This is a genomic window from Variovorax sp. DAIF25, assembly GCF_050711835.1.
Taxonomy (GTDB): domain Bacteria; phylum Pseudomonadota; class Gammaproteobacteria; order Burkholderiales; family Burkholderiaceae_C; genus Variovorax.
On record NZ_CP136636.1, the window covers coordinates 672,154 to 693,342 of the forward strand.

A 21,189-nucleotide genomic window follows, 5' to 3' on the forward strand; every position below is an offset into this window, starting at 1 on the left:
GGACAATGTCGCCCCTATGGCAAAGCAACGGATCGTGGTCGGGCTGAGCGGCGGTGTGGATTCCGCGGTGACCGCGCACCTGCTCAAGCAGCAGGGGCACGAGGTGGTCGGCATCTTCATGAAGAACTGGGAAGACGACGACGACAGCGAGTACTGCTCGTCGAACATCGACTTCGTGGATGCCGCCAGCGTGGCCGACGTGCTGGGCATCGAGATCGAGCACGTGAACTTCGCGGCCGACTACAAGGACCGCGTGTTCGCCGAGTTTCTGCGCGAGTACAAGGCCGGCCGCACGCCCAACCCCGACGTGCTGTGCAATGCCGAGATCAAGTTCAAGGCCTTCCTCGACCATGCGATGCGGCTGGGTGCCGAGAAGATCGCTACCGGCCACTACGCGCGCGTGCGGCTGAACGAGGCCACGGGCCGGCACGAGCTGCTCAAGGGGCTCGACCCCTCGAAGGACCAGAGCTACTTCCTGCACCGCCTGAACCAGGCGCAGCTGTCGAAGACGCTGTTCCCGGTCGGCGAGCTGCACAAGACCGAGGTGCGCCGCATCGCCGAGGAGATCGGCCTGCCGAACGCGAAGAAGAAGGACTCGACCGGCATCTGCTTCATCGGCGAGCGGCCGTTCCGCGAGTTCCTCAACCGCTACATCTCGAAGGAACCGGGTCCGATCAAGGACGACCGCGGCCGCAAGCTCGGCGAGCACCAGGGCCTGAGCTTCTACACGCTGGGCCAGCGCCAGGGGCTGGGCATCGGCGGCGTGAAGGAAAAGGGCGCGCAGCGCGGCGCGGGCGACCACTCGCCGTGGTTCGTGGCGCGCAAGGACGTCGAGAACAACACGCTGTGGGTGGTGCAGGGCCACGATCATCCCTGGCTGCTGTCGACTTCGCTGCGCGCCGACGGCGCGAGCTGGGTGGCGGGCGAGCCGCCGGTGCCGGGTGCCTATGGGGCCAAGTCGCGCTATCGGCAGGCCGACGCGGCCTGCGAGATGGTGGAGGGCGATGACGCACCGCGCAACGATGCCTTCGCATTGCGCTTCGGCGAGACGCAATGGGCGGTGACGCCGGGCCAGTCGGCGGTGCTCTACGACGGCGAGCGTTGCCTGGGCGGCGGCGTGATCGTCTGAAGGCATGAATGAACCTGCTGCGCGCCCCGATCTCGCATCTGCGGTCCTCGCCGTACGTCAGTACGGCTCCGGTCCTCGACGCGACCTCGGGGCGCTCGCGACGGTTCCTTCACGCCTTCTGAGTCTGCTCAGCGCGGTTTCTGCCGCACCGAATCGTCGACATGAATCAGGTCCAGCGGATGCCGCTGGCCGGCCAGGTGGTCTTCCACGCACTGCAGCAGCAGCGGGCTGCGATGCCGCGCCACGCTGGCGCGGATCTCGTCGGCCGTCATCCAGAGCGTGCGCACGATGCCGGCGTCGAGCGCCCGGCCCGCTTCGCGTTCGCCGAGCTCGCCGCTGAAGGCGAAACGCATGTAGGTCACATGGGGGTCGTCGGCCGAGCGCGCGAGGTAGATGCCGATCAGCGCGGTCGGCGTGAAGGCATGGGCGGTTTCCTCGAGCGCCTCGCGTGCGCAGCCCTCGGCGGGCGATTCGCCGGGGTCGAGGTGGCCGGCCGGCGTGTTGAGGCGAAGGCCCTGATCGGTGTGTTCCTCGACCAGCAGGAAGCGGCCTTCGCGTTCGATCACCGCGGCGACGGTGACGTTGGGTTTCCAGCGGACGGTGGTGTTCATGGGGACGGCTTCCTTCGACGGTCGCGCGAGGCCCGGGCCTGGCCGGCACGCCGCCGCGCGAATCATCCCCGTATTGGACGCGAAGCCGAAGGCGATGGATGGCCGCGAGAACCCGGTTGCTGCGTTTGCCTCCCCCAAGAGCGCAGCGCCGGGTTGTCGCGTGGTCCGCCGCGGCGGACCACCGACGCGCTCAGGGGCTGCTGCGCAGCTCGGGCCCGCGAGAGCCGAGCTGGCCGGCCTCGACCGTTTCGAGCCGGTAGCCGAGCCCGTAGATCGCCAGCAGCAGGAAGCCGTTGGACGGCCGCAGGTCGAGCTTGGTGCGCAGGCGAGAGATGTGGGTGTCGAGCGAGCGCGAGAGCGCCTCGACGCCCAGGCCCCACACCGCTTCGTGCAAGTGCTCGCGCGACAGCAGGCGGCCGAGGTTCTGGAACAGGAACAGCGCCAGCTCGTACTCGCGGTTCTTGAGCTCGACCGGCATGCCGCGCACCTTGAGCGTTCGCGAGGGCGGGTAGAAGTGGTAGGGGCCGAAGACCAGCTCGGTCTCGTGCTGCGCGGGGTACGAGCGCCGCAGCAGGGCGTTGACGCGCGCCTCGAGCTCGGTGGCCTGGATCGGCTTGCTCATGAAGTCGTCGGCCCCCGCATTGAGCCCGGCGACCATGTCGGCGTCGTCGCGCCGCGCGGTGACGAACAGCACGGGCAGACGGCTCTTCAGGTCGTGGCGAATCGTCTTCACGACGTCGAGGCCACGGATGTCGGGCAGATGCCAGTCGAGAAGCAGCAGATCGAAGGTCTGTCGTCGCATCGAATGCAACAGCGACTTTCCATCTGCGTACTCATGGCACTCGTGCCCGAGCGACGCCATGGTCTGATGAATCAGTTTTCTCTGATGGGCCTCGTGGTCGAGGACAGCAATGCGCATTTTTATTACCCCCTTACTTCCTCCCATGGGCCGCCTCTATGTACGACTCCAAGTGAGGCGAAGTGTATCTATCTGCGTCTAAGGTAAGTAATCTGCCCTGCAACTAATGCACATGAACCGACCTTTTAAATGGATGCACCGGAGAATCATTACAAAGGCGCACAACTTTGTCCTTTGGATGACACGGAGTGCGTGCAGGCGTCGGGGCGTTGTTTTTGCGCTGCATGGGGGGACGCCGCCCCGGCGCCGCCTGAGACCGGTTTCCTTACAGCGCACCAGAGGGAGCGCCGCCGATCCATCACCAATAAGCTATCAAATGGATAGCTAGATTTTCAGCAGCCACGGACGTTGGAGCATGGATACTTCGCCCCTTGCGCGACAGATCGGGCCGAATGTCTTGCTGTAAGCTTCGCCCGCATTTCGCGCTGCACCTTGCCCTGAGGAGAACTCTATGCTGATAGGCGTGCCTGCCGAGACAACGACAGGCGAAACCCGAGTGGCCGTGACCCCGGAGACGGCGAAGAAACTGGTGGCGTTGGGGCACACGGTGCGTGTGCAGAGCGGCGCGGGCGTGGCGGCCAGCGTGACCGACGCGGCCTACCAGGCGGCCGGTGCCGAGATCACCGACCAGGCCGGTGCCTTCGGCGCCGACATCGTGCTCAAGGTGCGCGCGCCGAGCGACGCCGAATGCGCGCTCGCCAAGTCCGGCAGCGTGCTCGTGGGCATGCTCAACCCCTTCGACGCCGCCGGCCTGCAACGCGTGGCCGCCGCCGGCCTCACCGGCTTCGCGCTCGAGGCCGCCCCGCGCACCACCCGTGCCCAGAGCATGGACGTGCTCAGCTCCCAGGCCAACATCGCCGGCTACAAGGCCGTGATGATCGCCGCCGACAAGTACCAGCGCTTCTTCCCGATGCTGATGACCGCCGCCGGCACCGTGAAGGCCGCGCGCGTCGTGATCCTCGGCGTGGGTGTCGCGGGCCTGCAGGCCATCGCCACGGCCAAGCGCCTGGGTGCGGTCATCGAGGCCTCGGACGTGCGCCCGAGCGTCAAGGAACAGATCGAATCGCTGGGCGGCAAGTTCATCGACGTGCCCTACGAGACCCAGGAAGAGAAGGACGCGGCCGAAGGCGTGGGTGGCTATGCCCGCCCGATGCCCGCGAGCTGGCTCACGCGCCAGCAGGCCGAGGTCGCCAAGCGCGTGGCGCTGGCCGACGTCGTCATCAGCACCGCGCTGATCCCGGGGCGTGCCGCGCCGACCCTCATCACCGAGGACATGGTCAAGTCGATGAAGCCGGGTTCGGTCATCGTCGACATTGCCGCCGGCAAGGGCCCGGTCAATCCAGATGGAGGGGTTGGCGGCAACTGCCCCCTGTCCGAAGCCGACAAGACCGTCGTCAAGCACGGCGTGACCATCGTCGGCGAGACGAACCTCGCCGCGCTGGTGGCTGCCGACGCGTCGGCGCTGTACGCGCGCAACGTGCTCGACTTCCTCAAGCTCGTGCTGACCAAGGAGGGCACGCTGAAGATCGACCTCGAGGACGACATCGTCGCCGCCTGCCGCGTCTCGCAGGACGGCCAGGTCACGAAGAAGTAAGCGAACACGCCGAACACGCGAGGAGAAGAAACCATGGACATCGTCTCTCACACCGTCATCAACCTCATCATCTTCGTGCTGGCCATCTACGTGGGCTACCACGTGGTGTGGACCGTCACGCCCGCGCTGCACACGCCGCTGATGGCCGTGACCAACGCCATCTCGGCGATCGTCATCGTGGGCGCCATGCTGGCCGCCGCGCTCACCGAGACCGGCCTGGGCAAGACCATGGGCGTGCTGGCCGTCGCGCTGGCGGCGGTCAACGTCTTCGGCGGCTTCCTGGTCACGCGGCGCATGCTGGAGATGTTCAAGAAGAAGGAAAAGAAGGCACCCGCTGCCGCAGCCGCCGAGGGAGCTTCCAAGTGAGCATGAACCTCGTCACCCTGCTGTACCTGCTGGCCAGCATCTGCTTCATCCAGGCGCTCAAGGGCCTGAGCCATCCCACCACCTCGATCCGCGGCAACGTCTTCGGCATGACCGGCATGGCGATCGCCGTGCTGACCACCGGCGCGCTGATCTACAAGCTCGCCAGCGGCAACCTCGAGGGCCTGGCCTACGTGCTGGTCGCGCTGGTCGTGGGCGGCGGCCTCGGGGCCTACATGGCCAACAAGGTCGAGATGACCAAGATGCCCGAGCTCGTGGCCTTCATGCACAGCATGATCGGTCTCGCGGCCGTGTTCATCGCGGTGGCCGCCGTGGCCGAGCCGCATGCCTTCAACATCGCGCTCAAGGGCGATCCGATCCCCGCGGGCAACCGCCTGGAGCTGTTCCTGGGCGCGGCCATCGGCGCCATCACCTTCAGCGGCTCGGTGATCGCCTTCGGCAAGCTCTCGGGCAAGTACAAGTTCCGCCTGTTCCAGGGCGCGCCGGTGCAGTTCGCGGGCCAGCACATGCTCAACCTCGTGCTGGGCCTGGCGACCGTGGGCCTGGGCCTGGTGTTCATGGCGACCGAGAACTGGACCGCCTTCTTCGCGATGCTCGCGCTGGCCTTCGTGATGGGCGTGCTGATCATCATCCCGATCGGCGGTGCGGACATGCCGGTGGTGGTGTCGATGCTCAACAGCTACTCGGGCTGGGCGGCCGCGGGCATCGGCTTCAGCCTGAACAACGCGATGCTGATCGTGGCGGGCAGCCTGGTGGGCAGCTCGGGCGCGATCCTGAGCTACATCATGTGCAAGGCGATGAACCGCTCGTTCTTCAACGTGATCCTGGGCGGCTTCGGCGGCGACGCTGCGGCGGCCACGGGTGGCGCGAAGGAGCAGCGCCCGGTCAAGAGCGGCAGCGCCGACGACGCGGCCTTCGTGCTGGGCAATGCCGAGACGGTGGTGATCGTGCCGGGCTACGGCCTGGCGGTGGCGCGTGCGCAGCATGCGGTCAAGGAGCTCGCGGCCAAGCTCACCGAGAAGGGCATCACGGTGAAGTACGCGATCCATCCGGTGGCCGGGCGCATGCCGGGGCACATGAACGTGCTGCTGGCCGAGGCCGAGGTGCCGTACGACCAGGTGTTCGAGATGGAGGACATCAACGGCGAGTTCGGCCAGGCCGACGTGGCGATCATCCTGGGCGCCAACGACGTGGTGAACCCGGCCGCGCACACCAAGGGCAGCCCGATCTACGGCATGCCGATCCTGGAGGCCTACAAGGCCAAGACGGTGATCGTGAACAAGCGCTCCATGGCCGCGGGCTACGCGGGCCTGGACAACGAGCTGTTCTACATGGACAAGACCATGATGGTCTTTGGTGATGCTAAAAAAGTAGTGGAAGATATGGGCAAGGCCATCGAATAGGCCGAGGTTCCGTCCCGGCCCGCGCTCTGCGGGCAAACCCTTACGGCGCCGCTCAGGCGCCGTTTTCGTTTTCATCCCAATCCGACTCCGGAGGAGACACATCCATGACCGATCGTCCCTGGCTCAGCAGTTACCCGCAAGGCGTGCCTGCCGACATCGACCCATCGCAGTACGCCTCGCTGGTCGGTCTCATGGAAGAGAGCTTCTCGAAGTACGCCGACCGCACGGCCTACAGCTTCATGGGCAAGGACGTGAGCTATGCCGAGACCGACAAGCTCAGCAAGGCCTTCGCGGCCTACCTGCAGGGCCTGGGCCTCGCCAAGGGCGACCGCGTCGCGGCCATGATGCCCAACTGCCCGCAGTACCCGATCGCGGTGGCCGGCATCCTGCGCGCGGGCCTGATCCTCGTGAACGTGAATCCGCTGTACACGCCGCGCGAGCTCGAGCACCAGCTCAAGGACTCGGGCGCGAAGGCGATCGTCATCATGGAGAACTTCGGCGTCACGCTGCAGCAGTGCATCGCGGCCACGCCGATCAAGCACATCGTGCTGGCCTCGATGGGCGACCGCCTCGGCTTCCTCAAGGGCGCGCTTGTCAACTACGTGGTGCGCAACGTCAAGAAGCTGGTGCCGGCCTTCAACCTGCCGGGCGCGGTGCGCTTCAACGACGCGCTCGACCAGGGCGCGGGTCGCACGCTGCAGCCGCCGGCCATCGGCGCCGACGACGTCGCGGTGCTGCAGTACACCGGCGGCACCACGGGCGTGTCGAAGGGCGCGGTGCTGCTGCATCGCAACGTGATCGCCAACGTGCTGCAGTCCGAGGCCTGGAACGAGCCGGTGATGCGCAAGGTGCCCGCCGGCGAGCAGCCCACGAGCGTGTGCGCGCTGCCGCTGTATCACATCTTCGCGTTCACGGTCGGCATGATGCTGAGCATGCGCACGGGCGGCAAGCTGATCCTGATCCCGAATCCGCGCGACCTGCCCGCGGTGCTCAAGGAGCTGTCGAAGCACACGATCCACAGCTTCCCCGCGGTCAACACGCTGTTCAACGGCCTGGCCAATCATCCCGACTTCAACACCGTCGACTGGTCGAATCTCAAGGTCTCGGTGGGCGGCGGCATGGCGGTGCAGGCCGCGGTCGCGAAGCTCTGGCTCGAGAAGACCGGCTGCCCGATCTGCGAAGGCTACGGCCTGTCCGAGACCTCGCCCTCGACCACCTGCAACCCGACCGACAGCAAGGCCTACACCGGCACCATCGGCGTGCCGCTGCCGAGCACCTGGCTCAGGCTGCTCGACGACAACGGCAACGAGGTGCCGCTCGGCGAGCCCGGCGAGATCGCGATCAAGGGACCGCAGGTGATGGCCGGCTACTGGCAGCGCCCCGACGAGACCGCGAAGGTCATGACCAGCGACGGCTACTTCAAGAGCGGCGACATCGGCGTGGTCGACGAGCGCGGCTACTTCAAGGTGGTCGATCGCAAGAAGGACATGATCCTGGTGTCGGGCTTCAACGTGTACCCGAACGAGATCGAGGACGTGGTCGCACAGATTCCGGGCGTGCTCGAATGCGCGGCCGTGGGCGTGAATGACGAGAAGACCGGCGAGGCCGTGAAGCTCGTGATCGTGAAGAAGGACGAGTCGCTCACCGAGGCGCAGGTGCGCGAATACTGCAGAGCAAACCTTACGGGTTACAAGCAACCGCGAATCGTAGAGTTTCGCACTGACTTGCCGAAGACACCGGTCGGAAAGATCCTGCGCAGAGAGTTGCGCGACGCCAAAAAGTAAGGGTTCGGCCCGGGTGGGGCCGCGGCATCGATCTTGCATATTGCGGGTCGATGTTTCGCTTCCTACTCACGCGTGTGAGCTTGCTGGTGCCGACCTTCTTCGGCATGACGCTGCTTGCCTTCTTCCTCATCCGGCTGGTGCCGGGCGACCCCATCGAGACCATGGCCGGCGAGCGCGGGATCGACCCCGCGCGCCACGCCGAGCTGCTCACGGCCTACGGCCTCGACAAGCCGGTGATCGTGCAGTACGGCATCTACATCGCGCGCGTGCTGCACGGCGACCTCGGCAAGTCGCTGATCACGCAGGAATCGGTGATGAACGAGTTCCTCGCGCTCTTTCCCGCGACCATCGAACTCGGGGTCTGCGCGATCGTGTTCGCGCTCGTGCTGGGCCTGCCGGCGGGCATCCTCGCGGCGGTGCGGCGCAACTCGATCTTCGACCACGGCGTGATGGCCACCTCGCTCACCGGCTACTCGATGCCGATCTTCTGGTGGGGCCTGCTGCTCATCCTCTTCTTCTCGGTGCAGCTCGGCTGGACGCCGGTCTCGGGCCGCATCGCGGTGCAGTACTACGTCGAGCCCGACACCGGCTTCCTGCTGCTCGATGCACTGCGCGCCGGCGAGATCGATGCCTTCTGGTCGGCGCTGCATCACCTCGTGCTGCCGGCCGTGGTGCTGGGCACGGTGCCGCTGGCGGTGATCGCGCGCATGACGCGCTCGGCCATGCTCGAGGTGCTCGGCGAGGACTACATCCGCACCGCGCGCGCCAAGGGCCTGTCGCGCTTTCGCGTGGTGGGCCTGCATGCGCTGCGCAATGCGCTGATCCCGGTCGTCACGGTGATCGGCCTGCAGGTGGGCGTGCTGTTCACCGGCGCCATCCTCACCGAGACCATCTTCTCGTGGCCCGGCGTCGGCAAGTGGCTGATCGAGGCCATCGGCCGGCGCGACTATCCGGTGCTGCAGGGCGGCATGCTGCTGCTCGGCGCCATCGTGATGCTGGTCAACCTGCTGGTCGACGTGACCTACGGCGTCATCAACCCCCGCATCCGGCGCTGAATCCATGGCATCGACCCACACCCTCGCGAACGCGGCCCCCGCCGCCTCGACGCCGCCCGGACCCTGGCGCGAATTCTGGAGTGCGTTCTCCGCCAACCGCGGCGCGGTGATCGGCCTCGTGACCATCGTCGTGCTGCTGCTGGTCGCGCTGCTCGCGCCGTGGATCGCGCCGCATGCGCCGAACCAGACCAACAGCGCCGTGTTCCTGCAGCCGCCGGCCTGGCAGCAGGGCGGCTCGCTCACCTACCTGCTGGGCACCGATGCCATCGGCCGCGACATCCTCTCGCGCCTGATGTACGGCGCGCGCCTGTCGCTGTCGATCGGCGTCGCGGTGGTCGCGATCTCGGTGGTGGTGGGCGTGGTGCTCGGCCTGGTCGCGGGCTTCTTCCGCGGCGTGCTCGAGATCGCGATCATGCGGCTGATGGACATCATCCTCACGCTGCCGAGCCTGCTGCTCGCGATCGTGATCGTGGCCATCCTCGGGCCCGGCCTCATCAACGCGATGCTCGCCGTGGCCATCGTCGTGCTGCCTCACTATGTGCGCATCACGCGCGCGGCCGTCATCGCCGAGGTCTCGCGCGACTACGTGACCGCGGCGCGCGTCAGCGGCGCCGGCACCTTGCGCCTGATGTTCCGCGAGGTGCTGCCCAACTGCGCGGCGCCGCTGATCGTGCAGGCCTCGCTCGGCATCTCCACCGCCATCCTCGACGCCGCCGCGCTCGGCTTCCTCGGCCTCGGCGCGCAGCCGCCCTCGCCCGAGTGGGGCACCATGCTGGCCGACGCGCGCGAGTTCGTGCTGCGCGCCTGGTGGGTCGTGACCTTTCCCGGCCTCGCGATCCTCGCGGCGGTGCTGGCCTTCAACCTGCTGGGCGACGGTCTGCGCGACGCGCTCGATCCGAAGCTCAAGCGCTGAAGCAAGGGAACGCATCGATGCCTTTGCTCGACATCCAGGATCTGCACGTCGAATTCCCGACCCAGCGCGGCGTGATGCATGCGGTCGACGGCGTGAGCCTCTCGCTCGAGGAGGGCGAGGTGCTCGGCATCGTCGGCGAATCGGGCTCGGGCAAGAGCGTGACCATGATGGCGCTGATGGGGCTGATCGGCTTCCCGGGCCGCGTGCGCGCCGACCACATGCGCTTCGCGGGTCGCGACCTGCTCGGCATCTCCGACAAGGCGCGCCGCGCGCTGGTGGGCAAGGAGGTCGCGATGATCTTCCAGGAGCCCACCACCAGCCTCAACCCCTGCTTCACCATCGGCTTCCAGTTGATGGAGACGCTGCGCCTGCACCTCGGGCTCGACCGGCGCGCGGCCAGGAAGCGCGCCACCGAACTGCTCGAGCAGGTCGGTATCCCGGCCGCGTCGTCGCGCCTCTCGAGTTATCCGCACCAGCTCTCGGGCGGCATGAACCAGCGCGTGATGATCGCGATGGCGATCGCCTGCAACCCGCGCCTGTTGATCGCCGACGAGCCGACCACCGCGCTCGACGTCACGATCCAGGCGCAGATCCTCGACCTGCTGCGCGACCTGCAGAAGGAGCGCGGCATGGCGCTGGTGCTGATCACGCACAACATGGGCGTGGTCAGCGAGATGGCGCAACGCATCGCCGTGATGTATGCGGGCCAGGTGATGGAGCAGCAGCGCGTGGACCGGCTGTTCGCGACGCCGCAGCATCCCTACACCGAGGCGCTCCTGGCCGCGCTGCCCGAGCGCGCGCCGCCCGACGGCCGGCTCGCCACCATCGCGGGCGTGGTGCCGGGCGTGCACGACCGGCCCGCGGGCTGCCTGTTCGCGCCGCGCTGCGGCTACCTGACGACGCGCGCCTGCCAGGTGCGCCCGGCCCTGCGCGGCGTCGAGGCACTGCCCGGCGCGCAGGTGCGCTGTCACTTCCCGCTCGGCGAACCGGGGCGCATGGCCGCGATCGAGCGCGACCGGCCGCGCCTGCCGCGCGTCGAGGAGGCCGCATCGTGAGCGCCGCGGAAATCGTGGTCGAGGCGAAGAACCTGCAGCGCATCTACGAGGTGCGCCGCGGCCTGTTCCGCCCGAACGCGCAACTGCGCGCGGTGGGCGACATCTCGTTCCGGCTCGAGCGCGGCCGCACGCTCGCGGTGGTCGGCGAATCGGGCTGCGGCAAATCGACGCTCGCGCGCATGGTCGCGCTGATCGAGAAGCCGACGGCGGGCCAGCTCACGCTGGTCGGCCACGATGCGGTGAACCCGCCGTCCGAGCGCCGCCGTGAACTGCGCCAGGCCGTGCAGCTGGTGTTCCAGAACCCCTACGGCTCGCTCAATCCGCGCAAGAAGGTCGCGGCAGTGCTCGAGGATCCGCTCGCCATCAACACCACGCTCGGCAAGGCGGAGCGTGCCGCCAAGGCGCGCGAGATGCTCGCGCGCGTGGGCCTGCGGCCCGAGCATGCCAACCGCTATCCGCACATGTTCTCGGGCGGCCAGCGCCAGCGCATCGCGATCGCGCGCGCGCTGATGCTCGAGCCGCGGCTGGTGGTGGCCGACGAGCCGGTGTCGGCGCTCGACGTGTCGATCCAGGCCCAGGTGCTGAACCTGCTGGCCGACCTGCAGGCCGAGCTCGGCCTGGCGTACCTGTTCATCTCGCACGACCTCGGCGTGGTGCGCCACATCGCGCACGACGTGCTCGTGATGTACCTCGGCCATGCGGTGGAGCAGGGGCCGAAGGCGCGCATCTTCGAGCGCCCGCTGCATCCCTACACGCAGGCGCTGCTGGCCTCCACGCCGGGCCTCAGCAGCCAGCGCATCGTGCTCAAGGGCGAGCTGCCGTCGCCGCTGTCGCCGCCGCCGGGCTGCGTCTTCAGCACGCGCTGCCCGCATGTCACGCAGCGCTGCCGCGACGAGCGACCCGCGCTGCGCGAGCTCGACCAGCGGCGCGTCGCCTGCCACTACGCCGAGCGCTTTCTCGAAGGCGCGCCGGTGGTGCGCGCCGATCTGCCGTCGGCACCGCCGTTCGTCGCGCCCGTCGCGATGAATCCCTGAAACCCGCTTTCCGTTTTCTCCAACCCGTGTCTCAAGGAGTTCCCATGACGAACCGTTCCTTCCTCCCGCGCCGCGCACGACGGCTGGCGCTGCTGGCACCCGTGGCGATCGCGGCGCTGACCCTGGCCTGCGGCGCGGTGTCGGCCAAGACGCTGGTCTACTGCTCCGAAGGCAGCCCCGAGAACTTCTATCCGGGCATGAACACCACCGGCACCTCGTTCGACGTGACCACGCAGGTCTACAACACCATCGTCGAGTTCGAGCGCGGCGGCACCAAGGTCGTGCCGGGCCTGGCCGAGAAGTGGGACATCTCGGCCGACGGCACGGTCTACACCTTCCACCTGCGCAAGGGCGTGAAGTGGCACACCACGAGCAAGAGCTTCAAGCCCACGCGCGACTTCAACGCCGACGACTTCATCTTCATGATCGATCGCCAGTGGAAGGAGAGCGATCCCTTCTTCAAGGTCACGAGCCAGAACCACTCCTACTTCAACGACATGGGCATGCCCAAGCTGCTGAAGTCGGTGGACCGCATCGACGACTACACGGTGAAGATCACGCTCAACCAGGCCGAGGCGCCGTTCCTCGCCAACCTCGCGATGCAGTACGCGGGCATCCAGTCGAAGGAGTACGCGATCGCGATGCTCAAGGCCGGCACGCCCGAGAAGGTCGACCAGGACCCGATCGGCACCGGCCCGTTCTACCTCGTGCAGTACCAGAAGGACGCGGTCATCCGCTTCAAGGCCTTCCCGCAGTACTGGGGCGGCAAGGCGAAGATCGACGACCTGGTGTTCGCGATCACGCCCGACGCCTCGGTGCGCTGGGCCAAGCTGCAGAAGGGCGAATGCCACGTCATGCCTTATCCGAACCCGGCCGACCTCGATGCGATCCGCAAGGACCCGAACGTGCAGGTGCTCGAGCAGCCGGGCCTGAACGTCGGCTACCTCTCGTACAACACGACCAAGAAGCCCTTCGACGACGTGCGCGTGCGCAAGGCCATCAACATGGCGATCAATAAGAAGGCGATCATCGACGGCGTCTACCTCTCGACCGGCGTGGCCGCGAAGAACCCGATCCCGCCGACCATGTGGTCCTACAACGATGCTGTGAAGGACGACCCCTACGATCCCGAGGCCGCGAAGAAGCTGCTGGCGCAGGCCGGCTTCCCCGACGGCTTCTCGACCGACCTGTGGGCCATGCCGGTGCAGCGGCCCTACAACCCGAACGCCAAGCGCATCGCCGAGCTGATGCAGGCCGACCTCGCCAAGATCAACGTCAAGGCCGAGATCAAGAGCTTCGAATGGGGCGAGTACCGCAAGCGGCTGCAGGCCGGCGAGCACCAGATGGGCATGCTGGGCTGGACCGGCGACAACGGCGACCCCGACAACTTCCTCTACACGCTGCTGGGCTGCGCCTCGGCCAAGTCGGCGAGCGGCAGCAACATCTCGAAGTTCTGCTACCAGCCCTACGAGGACATCGTGGTGAAGGCCAAGAGCGCGACCAAGCAGGCCGACCGCGACGCGCTCTACAAGAAGGCGCAAGTCATCTTCAAGGAGCAGGCGCCGTGGTTCACCATCGCGCACGCGGTGCAGCTCAAGCCGGTGCGCAAGGAAGTGATCGACTTCAAGCTCAGCCCCTTCGGCCGCCACACCTTCTACGGCGTGGACATCAAGTAAGCGGTGGGCGCCACCGCACCCATCGCGATCGTCGCGGCGATGCACGAGGAGCTCAAGGCGCTCCTCGCGCTGATGCCCGACGAGCAGCGCGTGCGCGTCGCGGGCCGCGACTTCTGGGTCGGCCACCTGCAGGGCCAACCCGTGGTCGCGGTGCTGTCGCGCATCGGCAAGGTCGCGGCCGCGGTGACGGCCACGCTGCTGCTCGAGCGCTTCGGCGTGCGCGCCATCGTGTTCAGCGGCGTCGCGGGCGGGCTCGCGCCGGGCGTACGGGTTGGCGACGTGGTCGTGGCGACCGAGCTGTTGCAGCACGACATGGATGCCTCGCCGCTCTTTCCGAAGCACGAGGTGCCCTTGATGGGGATCTCGCGTTTCAAGGCCGATGCGGCGATCGGCGATGCGCTGGCGGCCGTGGCCGGGCAGACCCTGCGCGATCCCGTGGCCCTGGTGGGGCAGGGCGCCGTCGACGAATTCGGCCTGCGTTCGCCGACCGTGCATCGCGGCCTGCTGATCAGCGGCGACCGCTTCGTCGCGACCGCGGCCGAAAGCGAGGCGTTGCGCCGCGCGCTGCCCGATGCGCTGGCCGTGGAGATGGAGGGCGCCGCGGTGGCGCAGGTGTGCCATGACTACGGCGTGCCCTTCGCCGCGATGCGCACGATCTCGGACCGTGCCGACGACGAGGCCCATGGCGACTTCGCGCGCTTCGTCGCCGAGGTCGCGAGCCGCTACAGCCTCGCGCTGGTCGCCGCCTGGCTCGCCGCCCAGCCTTCTACTTGAGCCAGCCGCGCCGGCGGAAGTACCACATCGGCACCAGCGCGCTCGCGGCCATCAGCACGATGGCGTAGGGATAGCCCATGGCCCAGTCGAGCTCGGGCATGAACTTGAAGTTCATGCCGTAGATGCTCGCGATCAGGGTCGGCGGCAGCAGCGCGACGCTGGCCACCGAGAAGATCTTGATCGTCTTGTTCTGGTTGATGTTGATGAAACCGACGGTCGCATCCATCAGGAAGTTGATCTTGTCGAACAGGAAGGCCGTGTGGTTGTCGAGCGATTCGATGTCGCGCAGGATCTGCCGCGCCTCCTCGAACTGCTCGGCATTGAGCATCTTGCTGCGCATCATGAAGCTGACCGCGCGGCGCGTGTCCATCACGTTGCGGCGGATGCGCCCGTTCAGGTCTTCCTGGCGCGCGATGGCGCCCAGCACCTCGCCCGCGAGCTCGTCGCTGACGTTGCCCGAGAGCACCTTCTTGCTGGCGGCCTCGAGTTCGTCGTAGATGTTCTCGAGCGAGTCGGCCGAGTACTCGGCGTCGGCGTCGAAGAGCTTGAGCATCACTTCCTTCGCGTCCTCGATCAGCCCCGGTGCGCGGCGCGCGCGCATGCGCAGCAGGCGGAACACGGGCACGTCCTCGTCGTGGATCGAGAACAGCACGCCGCGGCTGCGCAGGTCGGTGTTGTGCTGGTTGAGGATGAACGCGACGCGCACCGCGCGCGGGGCTTCGTCGTCGTCGATCAGGAAGTCGCTGCGGATGTGGAGTTCGCCGTTGTCCTCTTCATAGAAGCGCGCCGATTCCTCGATGTCCTCGTCCATCGCGTCCTCGGGGATCGAGAGACCGTAGTACTGCTTGATCCAGCGCTTCTCCTCGAGCGTGGGCGATTCGAGGTCGACCCAGATCGGCTGGAAGCGGGAGAGCTCCTCGAGGGCCTCGATCTCTTCCTGGACGAGGCGGCCGTTGGCGAGCGTGAAGATATTGAGCATGGCTCACTCCCGTGAAATGGCTGGGGCGATGGGGCGGACGGGCGGGGGGCGAGAAAGGGGGCGCTTTCAAATCCCGGACCCGGTCGGCCGGACTCAGCCGGGAGTTGAAAGCTGCCGAGACGGGGCGGTTTCCACGATGCGGTCTCCAGTTGCAGCGAGGCGCGATTATGTCATCGGCGAATGAGCGCAGAGTTGGCTGGACTGGACGAACATCCAGTAGAGTGGCGCCCATGCCGAGCGCCGTGTCCCCCGTCTTTTCCACCCCGCCGGCGACCCAGGCCGAGCGCCTCGCGGCCGCCCTCGCCAGCCTCAACGACGAGCAGCGCGCGGCGGTCGAGCACGGGGTGGAGGCGCTGGCTGGTGGCGCGCCGGACGCGGCCGATGCAGGGCCCTTGCTCGTCATCGCCGGCGCCGGCTCGGGCAAGACCAGCACGCTGGCGCACCGGGTGGCGCACCTGATCGCGCGCGGGGTCGACCCGCAGCGCCTGCTGCTCCTGACCTTCTCGCGCCGCGCCGCGCAGGAAATGGCGCAGCGCGCCGGCCAGGTGCTCGCGCGCGTGCTGGGGCTGCAGGCCCACACCGCGCCCGCGCTGCCCTGGGCCGGCACCTTCCACGGCATCGGCGCGCGGCTGCTGCGCGAGTACGCCGCGCAGATCGGGCTGGACGACAACTTCACCATCCACGACCGCGGCGACGCCGAGGACCTGATGGGGCTGGCGCGGCACGAACTCGGCTTCTCGTCGAGCGCGCGCCGCTTTCCGCACAAGGGCACCTGCCTGTCGATCTATTCGCGCTGCGTGAACACGCGCGCGCCGCTCGAGTCGGTGTTGAAGCAGTCCTTTCCGTGGTGCGCCGAATGGGGCGTCGAGCTGCAGCAGCTGTTCGGCGCCTACGTCGAGGCCAAGCAGCAGCAGAACGTGCTCGACTACGACGACCTGCTGCTCTACTGGGCCGGCATGATGGAGGAGCCCACGCTGGCGCAGCACCTGGGCGCGCGCTTCGACCACGTGCTGGTCGACGAGTACCAGGACACCAACCTGCTGCAGGCCTCGATCCTGCTCGCGCTCAAGCCCGATGGCCGGGGCGTGACGGTGGTGGGCGACGACGCGCAGTCGATCTACTCGTTCCGCGGCGCGACGGTGCGCAACATCCTCGACTTCCCCTCGCAGTTCTCGCGACCGGCGCGCGTGGTCACGCTGGAGCGCAACTACCGCTCCACCCAGCCGATCCTCGACGTGTCGAACGCATGCATCGCGCATGCGGCCGAGCGCCATGCCAAGACGCTGTGGACCGACAAGCCCTCGGCCGGGCGGCCGCAGATCGTGCGCGTGCCCGACGAATCGCAGCAGGCCTGCTGGGTGGCCGACAAGGTGCTCGCGCACCGCGAGGGCGGGCTCGCGCTCAAGTCGCAGGCGGTGCTGTTCCGCACCTCGAGCCACAGCGCGCCGCTCGAGCTCGAGCTGGCGCGCCGCAACATCCCGTTCGTGAAGTACGGCGGGCTCAAGTTCCTCGAGGCCTCGCACGTGAAGGACCTGCTCGCGGTGCTGCGCTTCGCGCAGAACCCGCGCGGGCGCATGGCGGGCTTTCGCGTCACGCAGCTGATCCCGGGCATCGGGCCGGCCACCAGCGCGAAGCTGCTCGACGCGATGGACCAGGCGGCCGATCCGGCCGTCGCCCTGCGCGACTTCGTGCCGCCGAGCGCCGCGCGCGCCGAATGGGCCGCCTTCGCCGAGGCCTATGCCGCGCTGCGCGCGCCGTCGCTGGCCTGGCCGGCCGACGTGGGCATCGCGATGGACTGGTACCTGCCGCACCTCGAGCGGCTCTACGACGACACCGCGGGCACGCGCCGCGGCGACGTCGAGCAACTGGTGCACATGGCCTCGGGCTACGCCTCGCGCGAACGCTTCCTCACCGAGCTCACGCTCGATCCGCCCGAAGCCACCAGCGACCGGCCGGGGCCGCCGCTGCTCGACGAGGACTACCTGATCCTCTCGACCATCCATTCGGCCAAGGGCCAGGAGTGGAACTCCGTCCACGTGCTCAACGTGGTCGACGGCTGCATGCCGGCCGACGTGGCGCAGAGCGCGCAGGAGCTCGAGGAGGAGCGGCGCCTGCTCTACGTGGCCATGACCCGGGCCCGCGACCACCTGCACCTGCTGGTGCCGCAGCGCTTCTACATCCCGCAGCAGGCCGCGCGCGGCGATCGGCATCTCTATGCCAACCGCAGCCGCTTCATTCCCGATGCCGACCTCGCGCGCTTCGAGGCCCAGACCTGGCCGCCCCCGCCGCCGCGCGCGCCGGCAGTGCCGCCGCCGGCCGCGGTGATCGACCTGCGCAACCGGATGCGCGCCGCCTGGCGCTGAGCAAGCCCGGCCCTTTCTTCAGCAGGGTCATGCGCGGAGGGCGCGAAAGATGGGCGCGGCAGCAATGGTTCGCAATGCGGCCCGCAGCTTGCGGGGCCGCTGGGGCCTGCTATGGAAGAAATAGCTGAGCATGCGACGCGGTCCGCCGGCGCGTCATCCGGGCATCCCCCGGTATTGCAATACCGTGACAGCTTGGGCATAGTGAATCGACCTTCTCCTCTCCCGCACCCCCTCTCTCTTCCCCTCTCCCTCTTCTTCTCCCAGCCCCACAACCGTTTTCGCCGGCCGCGCTGTATCCGCAGCGATGGTCATTTCCCCAACCGTCAATTCCAGGAGGTCATTCATGAATTTGACGATCAGCGGTCATCACCTCGACGTCACCCCTGCCTTGCGCACCTACGTCACGAGCAAGCTGGACCGGATCACCCGACATTTCGACCAGGTGGTCGACGTGAAGGTGATCCTCACGGTGGAAAAGCAGAAGGAAAAGGAACGCCGGCAACGGGCCGAGTGCAACATCCACGTCAAGGGCAATGACATGTTCGCGGAGTCGAGCCACGCTGATCTCTATGCCGCGGTCGATGAACTGGTCGACAAGCTCGATCGCCAGGTGGTGCGCCACAAGGACCGCCTGCAGGACCATCACCACAGCGCGCCCAAGCGCCTGATGTAAGACGAAGCGGGTTCCCGGCTGTCGCGCCGGAGACTCTCGAAGCCGCCTCCGGGCGGCTTTTTCATGGGCTTTTCCGACTGCCCATCAAGGGTTTGAAGGGCCTCTGTCGAGGGAAGCGAGGCCTGCGGGCAACATGTAACCAGAAAGTAGATAAGCGGAGTGGGGGTTTTTACCAAGCAGGTGCATAATCGCCCCCGCTCTGACCCACCATGAATCGTCTCGCGTCCATCCTGCCGCCCGCTCAAGTGCTTGTGAGCGTTGACGCCACCAGCAAGAAGCGTGCTTTCGAGGAAGCCGGCTTGCTGTTCGAAAGCCTTCACGGGCTGGGCCGCGCCCTGATCACCGACAGCCTCTTCGCGCGCGAGCGCCTCGGCTCCACCGGCCTCGGTCATGGCGTCGCCATTCCGCACGGCCGCATCAAGGGCCTCAAGGCGCCGATGGCCGCGGTGTTCCAGCTCGCGAATCCGATCGGCTTCGATGCCCCCGACGAGCAGCCGGTCGGCCTGCTGATCTTCCTGCTGGTGCCCGAAGCCGCGACGCAGAAGCACCTCGAAATCCTCTCCGAGATCGCCGAGCTGCTGAGCGATGCCGGCCTGCGCGAGCAGATCAAGTCGAGCACCGACGCGGCCGCGCTGCACGGCCTGATCGCCGGCTGGCACTCCACGCAAGTCGCCTGAGCCCATGGCTCGCGGGGCGTGGCTGCTGCTAAGCTGCGCTGCCCTTCTTCCCGTCCCCCTCACTTCCGAAGCGGTGCCGCGCGCCGCGCCCTGAACGCATGAAGCCGACCGTCATCAGCGCCGATGCCATGTTCGAGGAGTTCCGCGGCTCGCTGCGCTGGGAATGGCTCGCGGGACTCGGCGCGTCCGAGCGCCAGTTCGATCCCGAAGTCATCAGCCGCGCCCAGTCGGCCGCCGACCTGGTCGGCTACCTCAACTACATCCATCCGTACCGCGTGCAGATCCTCGGCGCGCGCGAGGTCGCCTACCTGACGCGCGGCAGCCCCGAGGACACCGCGCGGCGCATCGCCCGCATCGTCACGCTCGAGCCGCCGATGCTGGTGCTGGCCGACGGCCAGGCCGCGCCCGACGAATTGCTGTCGATCTGCGAGCGCGCCCAGCTGCCGCTGTTCGCCACGCGCGAGTCCTCGGCCTTCGTGATCGACCTGCTGCGCGCCTACCTGTCCAAGCATTTCGCCGAGCGCACCTCGATGCACGGCGTGTTCATGGACATCCTGGGCATGGGCGTGATGATCACGGGCGAGTCGGGCCTCGGGAAGAGCGAACTCGGCCTCGAGCTGATCTCGCGCGGCAACGGCCTGGTGGCCGACGATGCGGTCGATCTCTACCGCATCAACCAGAACACCATCGAGGGCCGCTGCCCCGACCTGCTGCTCAACCTGCTCGAGGTGCGCGGCATCGGCCTGCTCGACATCCGCGCGATCTTCGGCGAGACGGCGGTGCGGCGGAAGATGCGGCTCAAGCTCATCGTGCACCTGGTGCGGCGCGACAGCTTCGAGCGCGACTACGAGCGCATGCCCTCGACCCCGCTCACGCAGGACGTGCTGGGCATCCCGGTGCGCAAGGTCATCATCCAGGTGGTGGCGGGGCGCAACATCGCCGTGCTGGTCGAGGCCGCGGTGCGCAATTCGATCCTGCAGCTGCGCGGCATCGACACCTATGCCGATTTCGTGGCGCGCCACCACAAGGCGATGGAAAGCGCGCGCGACGCGGACTAGCTCAGCGCTTCTTGACGCAGTCGCCGCACAAGCCGTAGAGCGACATGGCGTGGTCCTGCAGGATCCAGCCCTTGTCCTTGGCCACCAGCTGCTGGCGGCGCTCGATCTCGGCGTCGTAGAACTCCTCGACCTTGCCGCAGGCGGTGCAGATCAGGTGGTCGTGGTGCGTGCCTTCGTTGAGTTCGTAGACGGCCTTGCCGCTCTCGAAATGGCTGCGCTCGAGGATGCCGGCCTGCTCGAACTGGGTGAGCACCCGGTAGACGGTGGCCAGGCCGATGTCGGAATGCTCGTTGAGCAGCACCCGGAACACGTCCTCGGCGGTCATGTGGCGTTGGCCGCCGGTCTGGAAGATTTCCAGAATCTTCAGCCGCGGCAGGGTGGCCTTGAGGCCGGTGTTCTTGAGTTCGTCGATGTTGGCCATGATGGTTCCTGCGCCCTGGGCAGCCAAAGGCCCCGGAGGGGCCAGCCGCTACAATGGCCGATCATATCGCTACCCCCTTTTCCCCCAATGCCTGCCATTTTCCAACGCCGTCCCTGGCTGCTGGCTGCGGCCGTTGCCGTCACCCTGGGCCTCGGTGCCTGCAGCGGTTTCAGCGAGCGCTCGCGTGGCGCGCTGTCGGCCGTCACTCCCTACAAGGTCGAGGTGGTCCAGGGCAACTTCGTGTCCAAGGAACAGGTCGCGGCGCTCAAGACGGGCATGTCGCGCCAGCAAGTGCGCGAGATCCTCGGCACCTCGCTGCTCACCGACATCTTCCACTCGAACCGCTGGGACTACGTCTTCACGATCCGGCGCCAGGGCGTGGAGCCGCAGGAACGCCGCTTCACCGTCTTCTTCAACGGCGAGCAGCTCGAGCGCTGGGAAGGCGGCGAGATGCCGAGCGAGGAAGAATTCGTCGCCACGCTCGACACCCGCAAGAAGACCGGCAAGGTGCCGCCGCTCGAGGCCACCGAAGAAGAACTCAAGAAGTTCGACCCCAAGGGCGACCGGAAAGCCACCGACACCGAGAGCAAGGCGCCCGCCACGCTGCCCCCGCTGCCGGCCGCCTACCCGCCGCTCGAGGCCGCGCGCTAAAAGCGGCGCCCGGCCGGCGCGCCGAACCTGGCTTGG

The 21,189-nt window shown here is 67.6% G+C and carries 20 protein-coding genes; 16 read left to right on the top strand and 4 right to left on the bottom strand.

Features of this window, described 5'->3' with window-relative positions; translation table 11 throughout:
* The first annotated feature begins 16 nt into the window (after window positions 1-16).
* Window positions 17-1,129, top strand: coding sequence for a tRNA 2-thiouridine(34) synthase MnmA (gene mnmA / locus R0232_RS03195; RefSeq protein ID WP_431511220.1), 1,113 nt, complete (start codon window positions 17-19; stop codon window positions 1,127-1,129).
* 128 nt (window positions 1,130-1,257) lie between these two features.
* Here the strand turns inward: mnmA and R0232_RS03200 are convergent, their stop codons facing one another.
* Together R0232_RS03200 and R0232_RS03205 are read right to left on the bottom strand one after the other, a co-directional pair.
* Window positions 1,258-1,740 (bottom strand): NUDIX hydrolase, encoded by a 483-nt coding sequence (locus tag R0232_RS03200; RefSeq protein ID WP_431511221.1) that lies wholly within the window; start codon window positions 1,738-1,740, stop codon window positions 1,258-1,260.
* 190 nt (window positions 1,741-1,930) lie between these two features.
* Window positions 1,931-2,659, bottom strand: coding sequence for a response regulator transcription factor (locus R0232_RS03205; protein WP_208511317.1), 729 nt, complete (start codon window positions 2,657-2,659; stop codon window positions 1,931-1,933).
* Window positions 2,660-3,110: 451 nt separating this feature from the next.
* On the opposite strand from R0232_RS03205, the gene R0232_RS03210 reads away from it, so the two are divergent.
* From R0232_RS03210 to R0232_RS03255, 10 genes are all read left to right on the top strand, one after another.
* A complete protein-coding gene (locus R0232_RS03210) occupies window positions 3,111-4,253 on the top strand; it encodes a Re/Si-specific NAD(P)(+) transhydrogenase subunit alpha (RefSeq protein ID WP_431511222.1) in 1,143 nt (380 codons plus the stop codon).
* A 33-nt stretch (window positions 4,254-4,286) separates the two neighbouring features.
* Window positions 4,287-4,619 (top strand): NAD(P) transhydrogenase subunit alpha, encoded by a 333-nt coding sequence (locus tag R0232_RS03215; RefSeq protein WP_296793494.1) that lies wholly within the window; start codon window positions 4,287-4,289, stop codon window positions 4,617-4,619.
* Window positions 4,616-6,040, top strand: a complete 1,425-nt coding sequence (locus tag R0232_RS03220; RefSeq protein ID WP_093350476.1) for an NAD(P)(+) transhydrogenase (Re/Si-specific) subunit beta — start codon at window positions 4,616-4,618, stop codon at window positions 6,038-6,040. Before R0232_RS03215 ends, R0232_RS03220 begins: the two co-directional genes overlap by 4 nt.
* A 104-nt stretch (window positions 6,041-6,144) precedes the next feature.
* Window positions 6,145-7,824, top strand: coding sequence for a long-chain-fatty-acid--CoA ligase (locus R0232_RS03225; RefSeq protein ID WP_431511223.1), 1,680 nt, complete (start codon window positions 6,145-6,147; stop codon window positions 7,822-7,824).
* A gap of 50 nt (window positions 7,825-7,874) precedes the next feature.
* Window positions 7,875-8,879, top strand: a complete 1,005-nt coding sequence (locus tag R0232_RS03230; protein ID WP_431511224.1) for an ABC transporter permease subunit — start codon at window positions 7,875-7,877, stop codon at window positions 8,877-8,879.
* 4 nt (window positions 8,880-8,883) lie between these two features.
* Complete coding sequence (locus R0232_RS03235; protein ID WP_093350484.1) at window positions 8,884-9,792, top strand: ABC transporter permease subunit; 909 nt, start codon at window positions 8,884-8,886, stop codon at window positions 9,790-9,792.
* A 17-nt stretch (window positions 9,793-9,809) separates the two neighbouring features.
* A complete protein-coding gene (locus R0232_RS03240) occupies window positions 9,810-10,847 on the top strand; it encodes an ABC transporter ATP-binding protein (RefSeq protein WP_431511225.1) in 1,038 nt (345 codons plus the stop codon).
* Window positions 10,844-11,881 carry a dipeptide ABC transporter ATP-binding protein gene (locus R0232_RS03245; protein ID WP_431511226.1) on the top strand — a complete coding sequence of 346 codons (1,038 nt, stop codon included), beginning with the start codon at window positions 10,844-10,846 and terminating at the stop codon, window positions 11,879-11,881. Before R0232_RS03240 ends, R0232_RS03245 begins: the two co-directional genes overlap by 4 nt.
* A gap of 44 nt (window positions 11,882-11,925) precedes the next feature.
* Window positions 11,926-13,557, top strand: coding sequence for an ABC transporter substrate-binding protein (locus R0232_RS03250; protein ID WP_093350493.1), 1,632 nt, complete (start codon window positions 11,926-11,928; stop codon window positions 13,555-13,557).
* 39 nt (window positions 13,558-13,596) lie between these two features.
* Window positions 13,597-14,331 (top strand): 5'-methylthioadenosine/adenosylhomocysteine nucleosidase, encoded by a 735-nt coding sequence (locus R0232_RS03255; protein WP_431512853.1) that lies wholly within the window; start codon window positions 13,597-13,599, stop codon window positions 14,329-14,331.
* Here the strand turns inward: R0232_RS03255 and corA are convergent.
* The gene (gene corA, locus R0232_RS03260) at window positions 14,324-15,310 is read right to left on the bottom strand and encodes a magnesium/cobalt transporter CorA (protein WP_057593823.1); all 987 of its coding nucleotides are present in this window, start codon (window positions 15,308-15,310) and stop codon (window positions 14,324-14,326) included. The two genes, R0232_RS03255 and corA, sit on opposite strands and share 8 nt — an antisense overlap.
* Window positions 15,311-15,540: 230 nt before the next feature.
* Here corA and R0232_RS03265 point away from each other — a divergent pair, with 230 nt between their 5' ends.
* The 4 genes from R0232_RS03265 (at window position 15,541) to hprK (ending at window position 20,081) form a co-directional block, all read left to right on the top strand.
* Entirely contained in the window at window positions 15,541-17,673 is a 2,133-nt protein-coding gene (locus tag R0232_RS03265; RefSeq protein ID WP_431511227.1) for an ATP-dependent helicase, read from the top strand.
* A 343-nt stretch (window positions 17,674-18,016) separates the two neighbouring features.
* Window positions 18,017-18,346: a ribosome hibernation-promoting factor, HPF/YfiA family gene (hpf, locus tag R0232_RS03270; RefSeq protein WP_093246312.1), complete on the top strand. Its 330-nt coding sequence runs from the start codon at window positions 18,017-18,019 to the stop codon at window positions 18,344-18,346.
* Between the two features lie 209 nt (window positions 18,347-18,555).
* Window positions 18,556-19,023, top strand: a complete 468-nt coding sequence (locus R0232_RS03275; protein ID WP_057593827.1) for a PTS sugar transporter subunit IIA — start codon at window positions 18,556-18,558, stop codon at window positions 19,021-19,023.
* Window positions 19,024-19,121: 98 nt separating this feature from the next.
* Complete coding sequence (gene hprK, locus R0232_RS03280; protein ID WP_057593828.1) at window positions 19,122-20,081, top strand: HPr(Ser) kinase/phosphatase; 960 nt, start codon at window positions 19,122-19,124, stop codon at window positions 20,079-20,081.
* Between the two features lies 1 nt (window position 20,082).
* On the opposite strand, the gene fur is transcribed toward hprK, so the two are convergent.
* Window positions 20,083-20,502, bottom strand: coding sequence for a ferric iron uptake transcriptional regulator (gene fur, locus R0232_RS03285; RefSeq protein ID WP_057593829.1), 420 nt, complete (start codon window positions 20,500-20,502; stop codon window positions 20,083-20,085).
* A gap of 87 nt (window positions 20,503-20,589) precedes the next feature.
* Between fur and R0232_RS03290 the strand changes: the two genes are divergently transcribed.
* Window positions 20,590-21,153 (top strand): outer membrane protein assembly factor BamE, encoded by a 564-nt coding sequence (locus R0232_RS03290; protein ID WP_093350499.1) that lies wholly within the window; start codon window positions 20,590-20,592, stop codon window positions 21,151-21,153.
* Window positions 21,154-21,189: the final 36 nt, after the last annotated feature.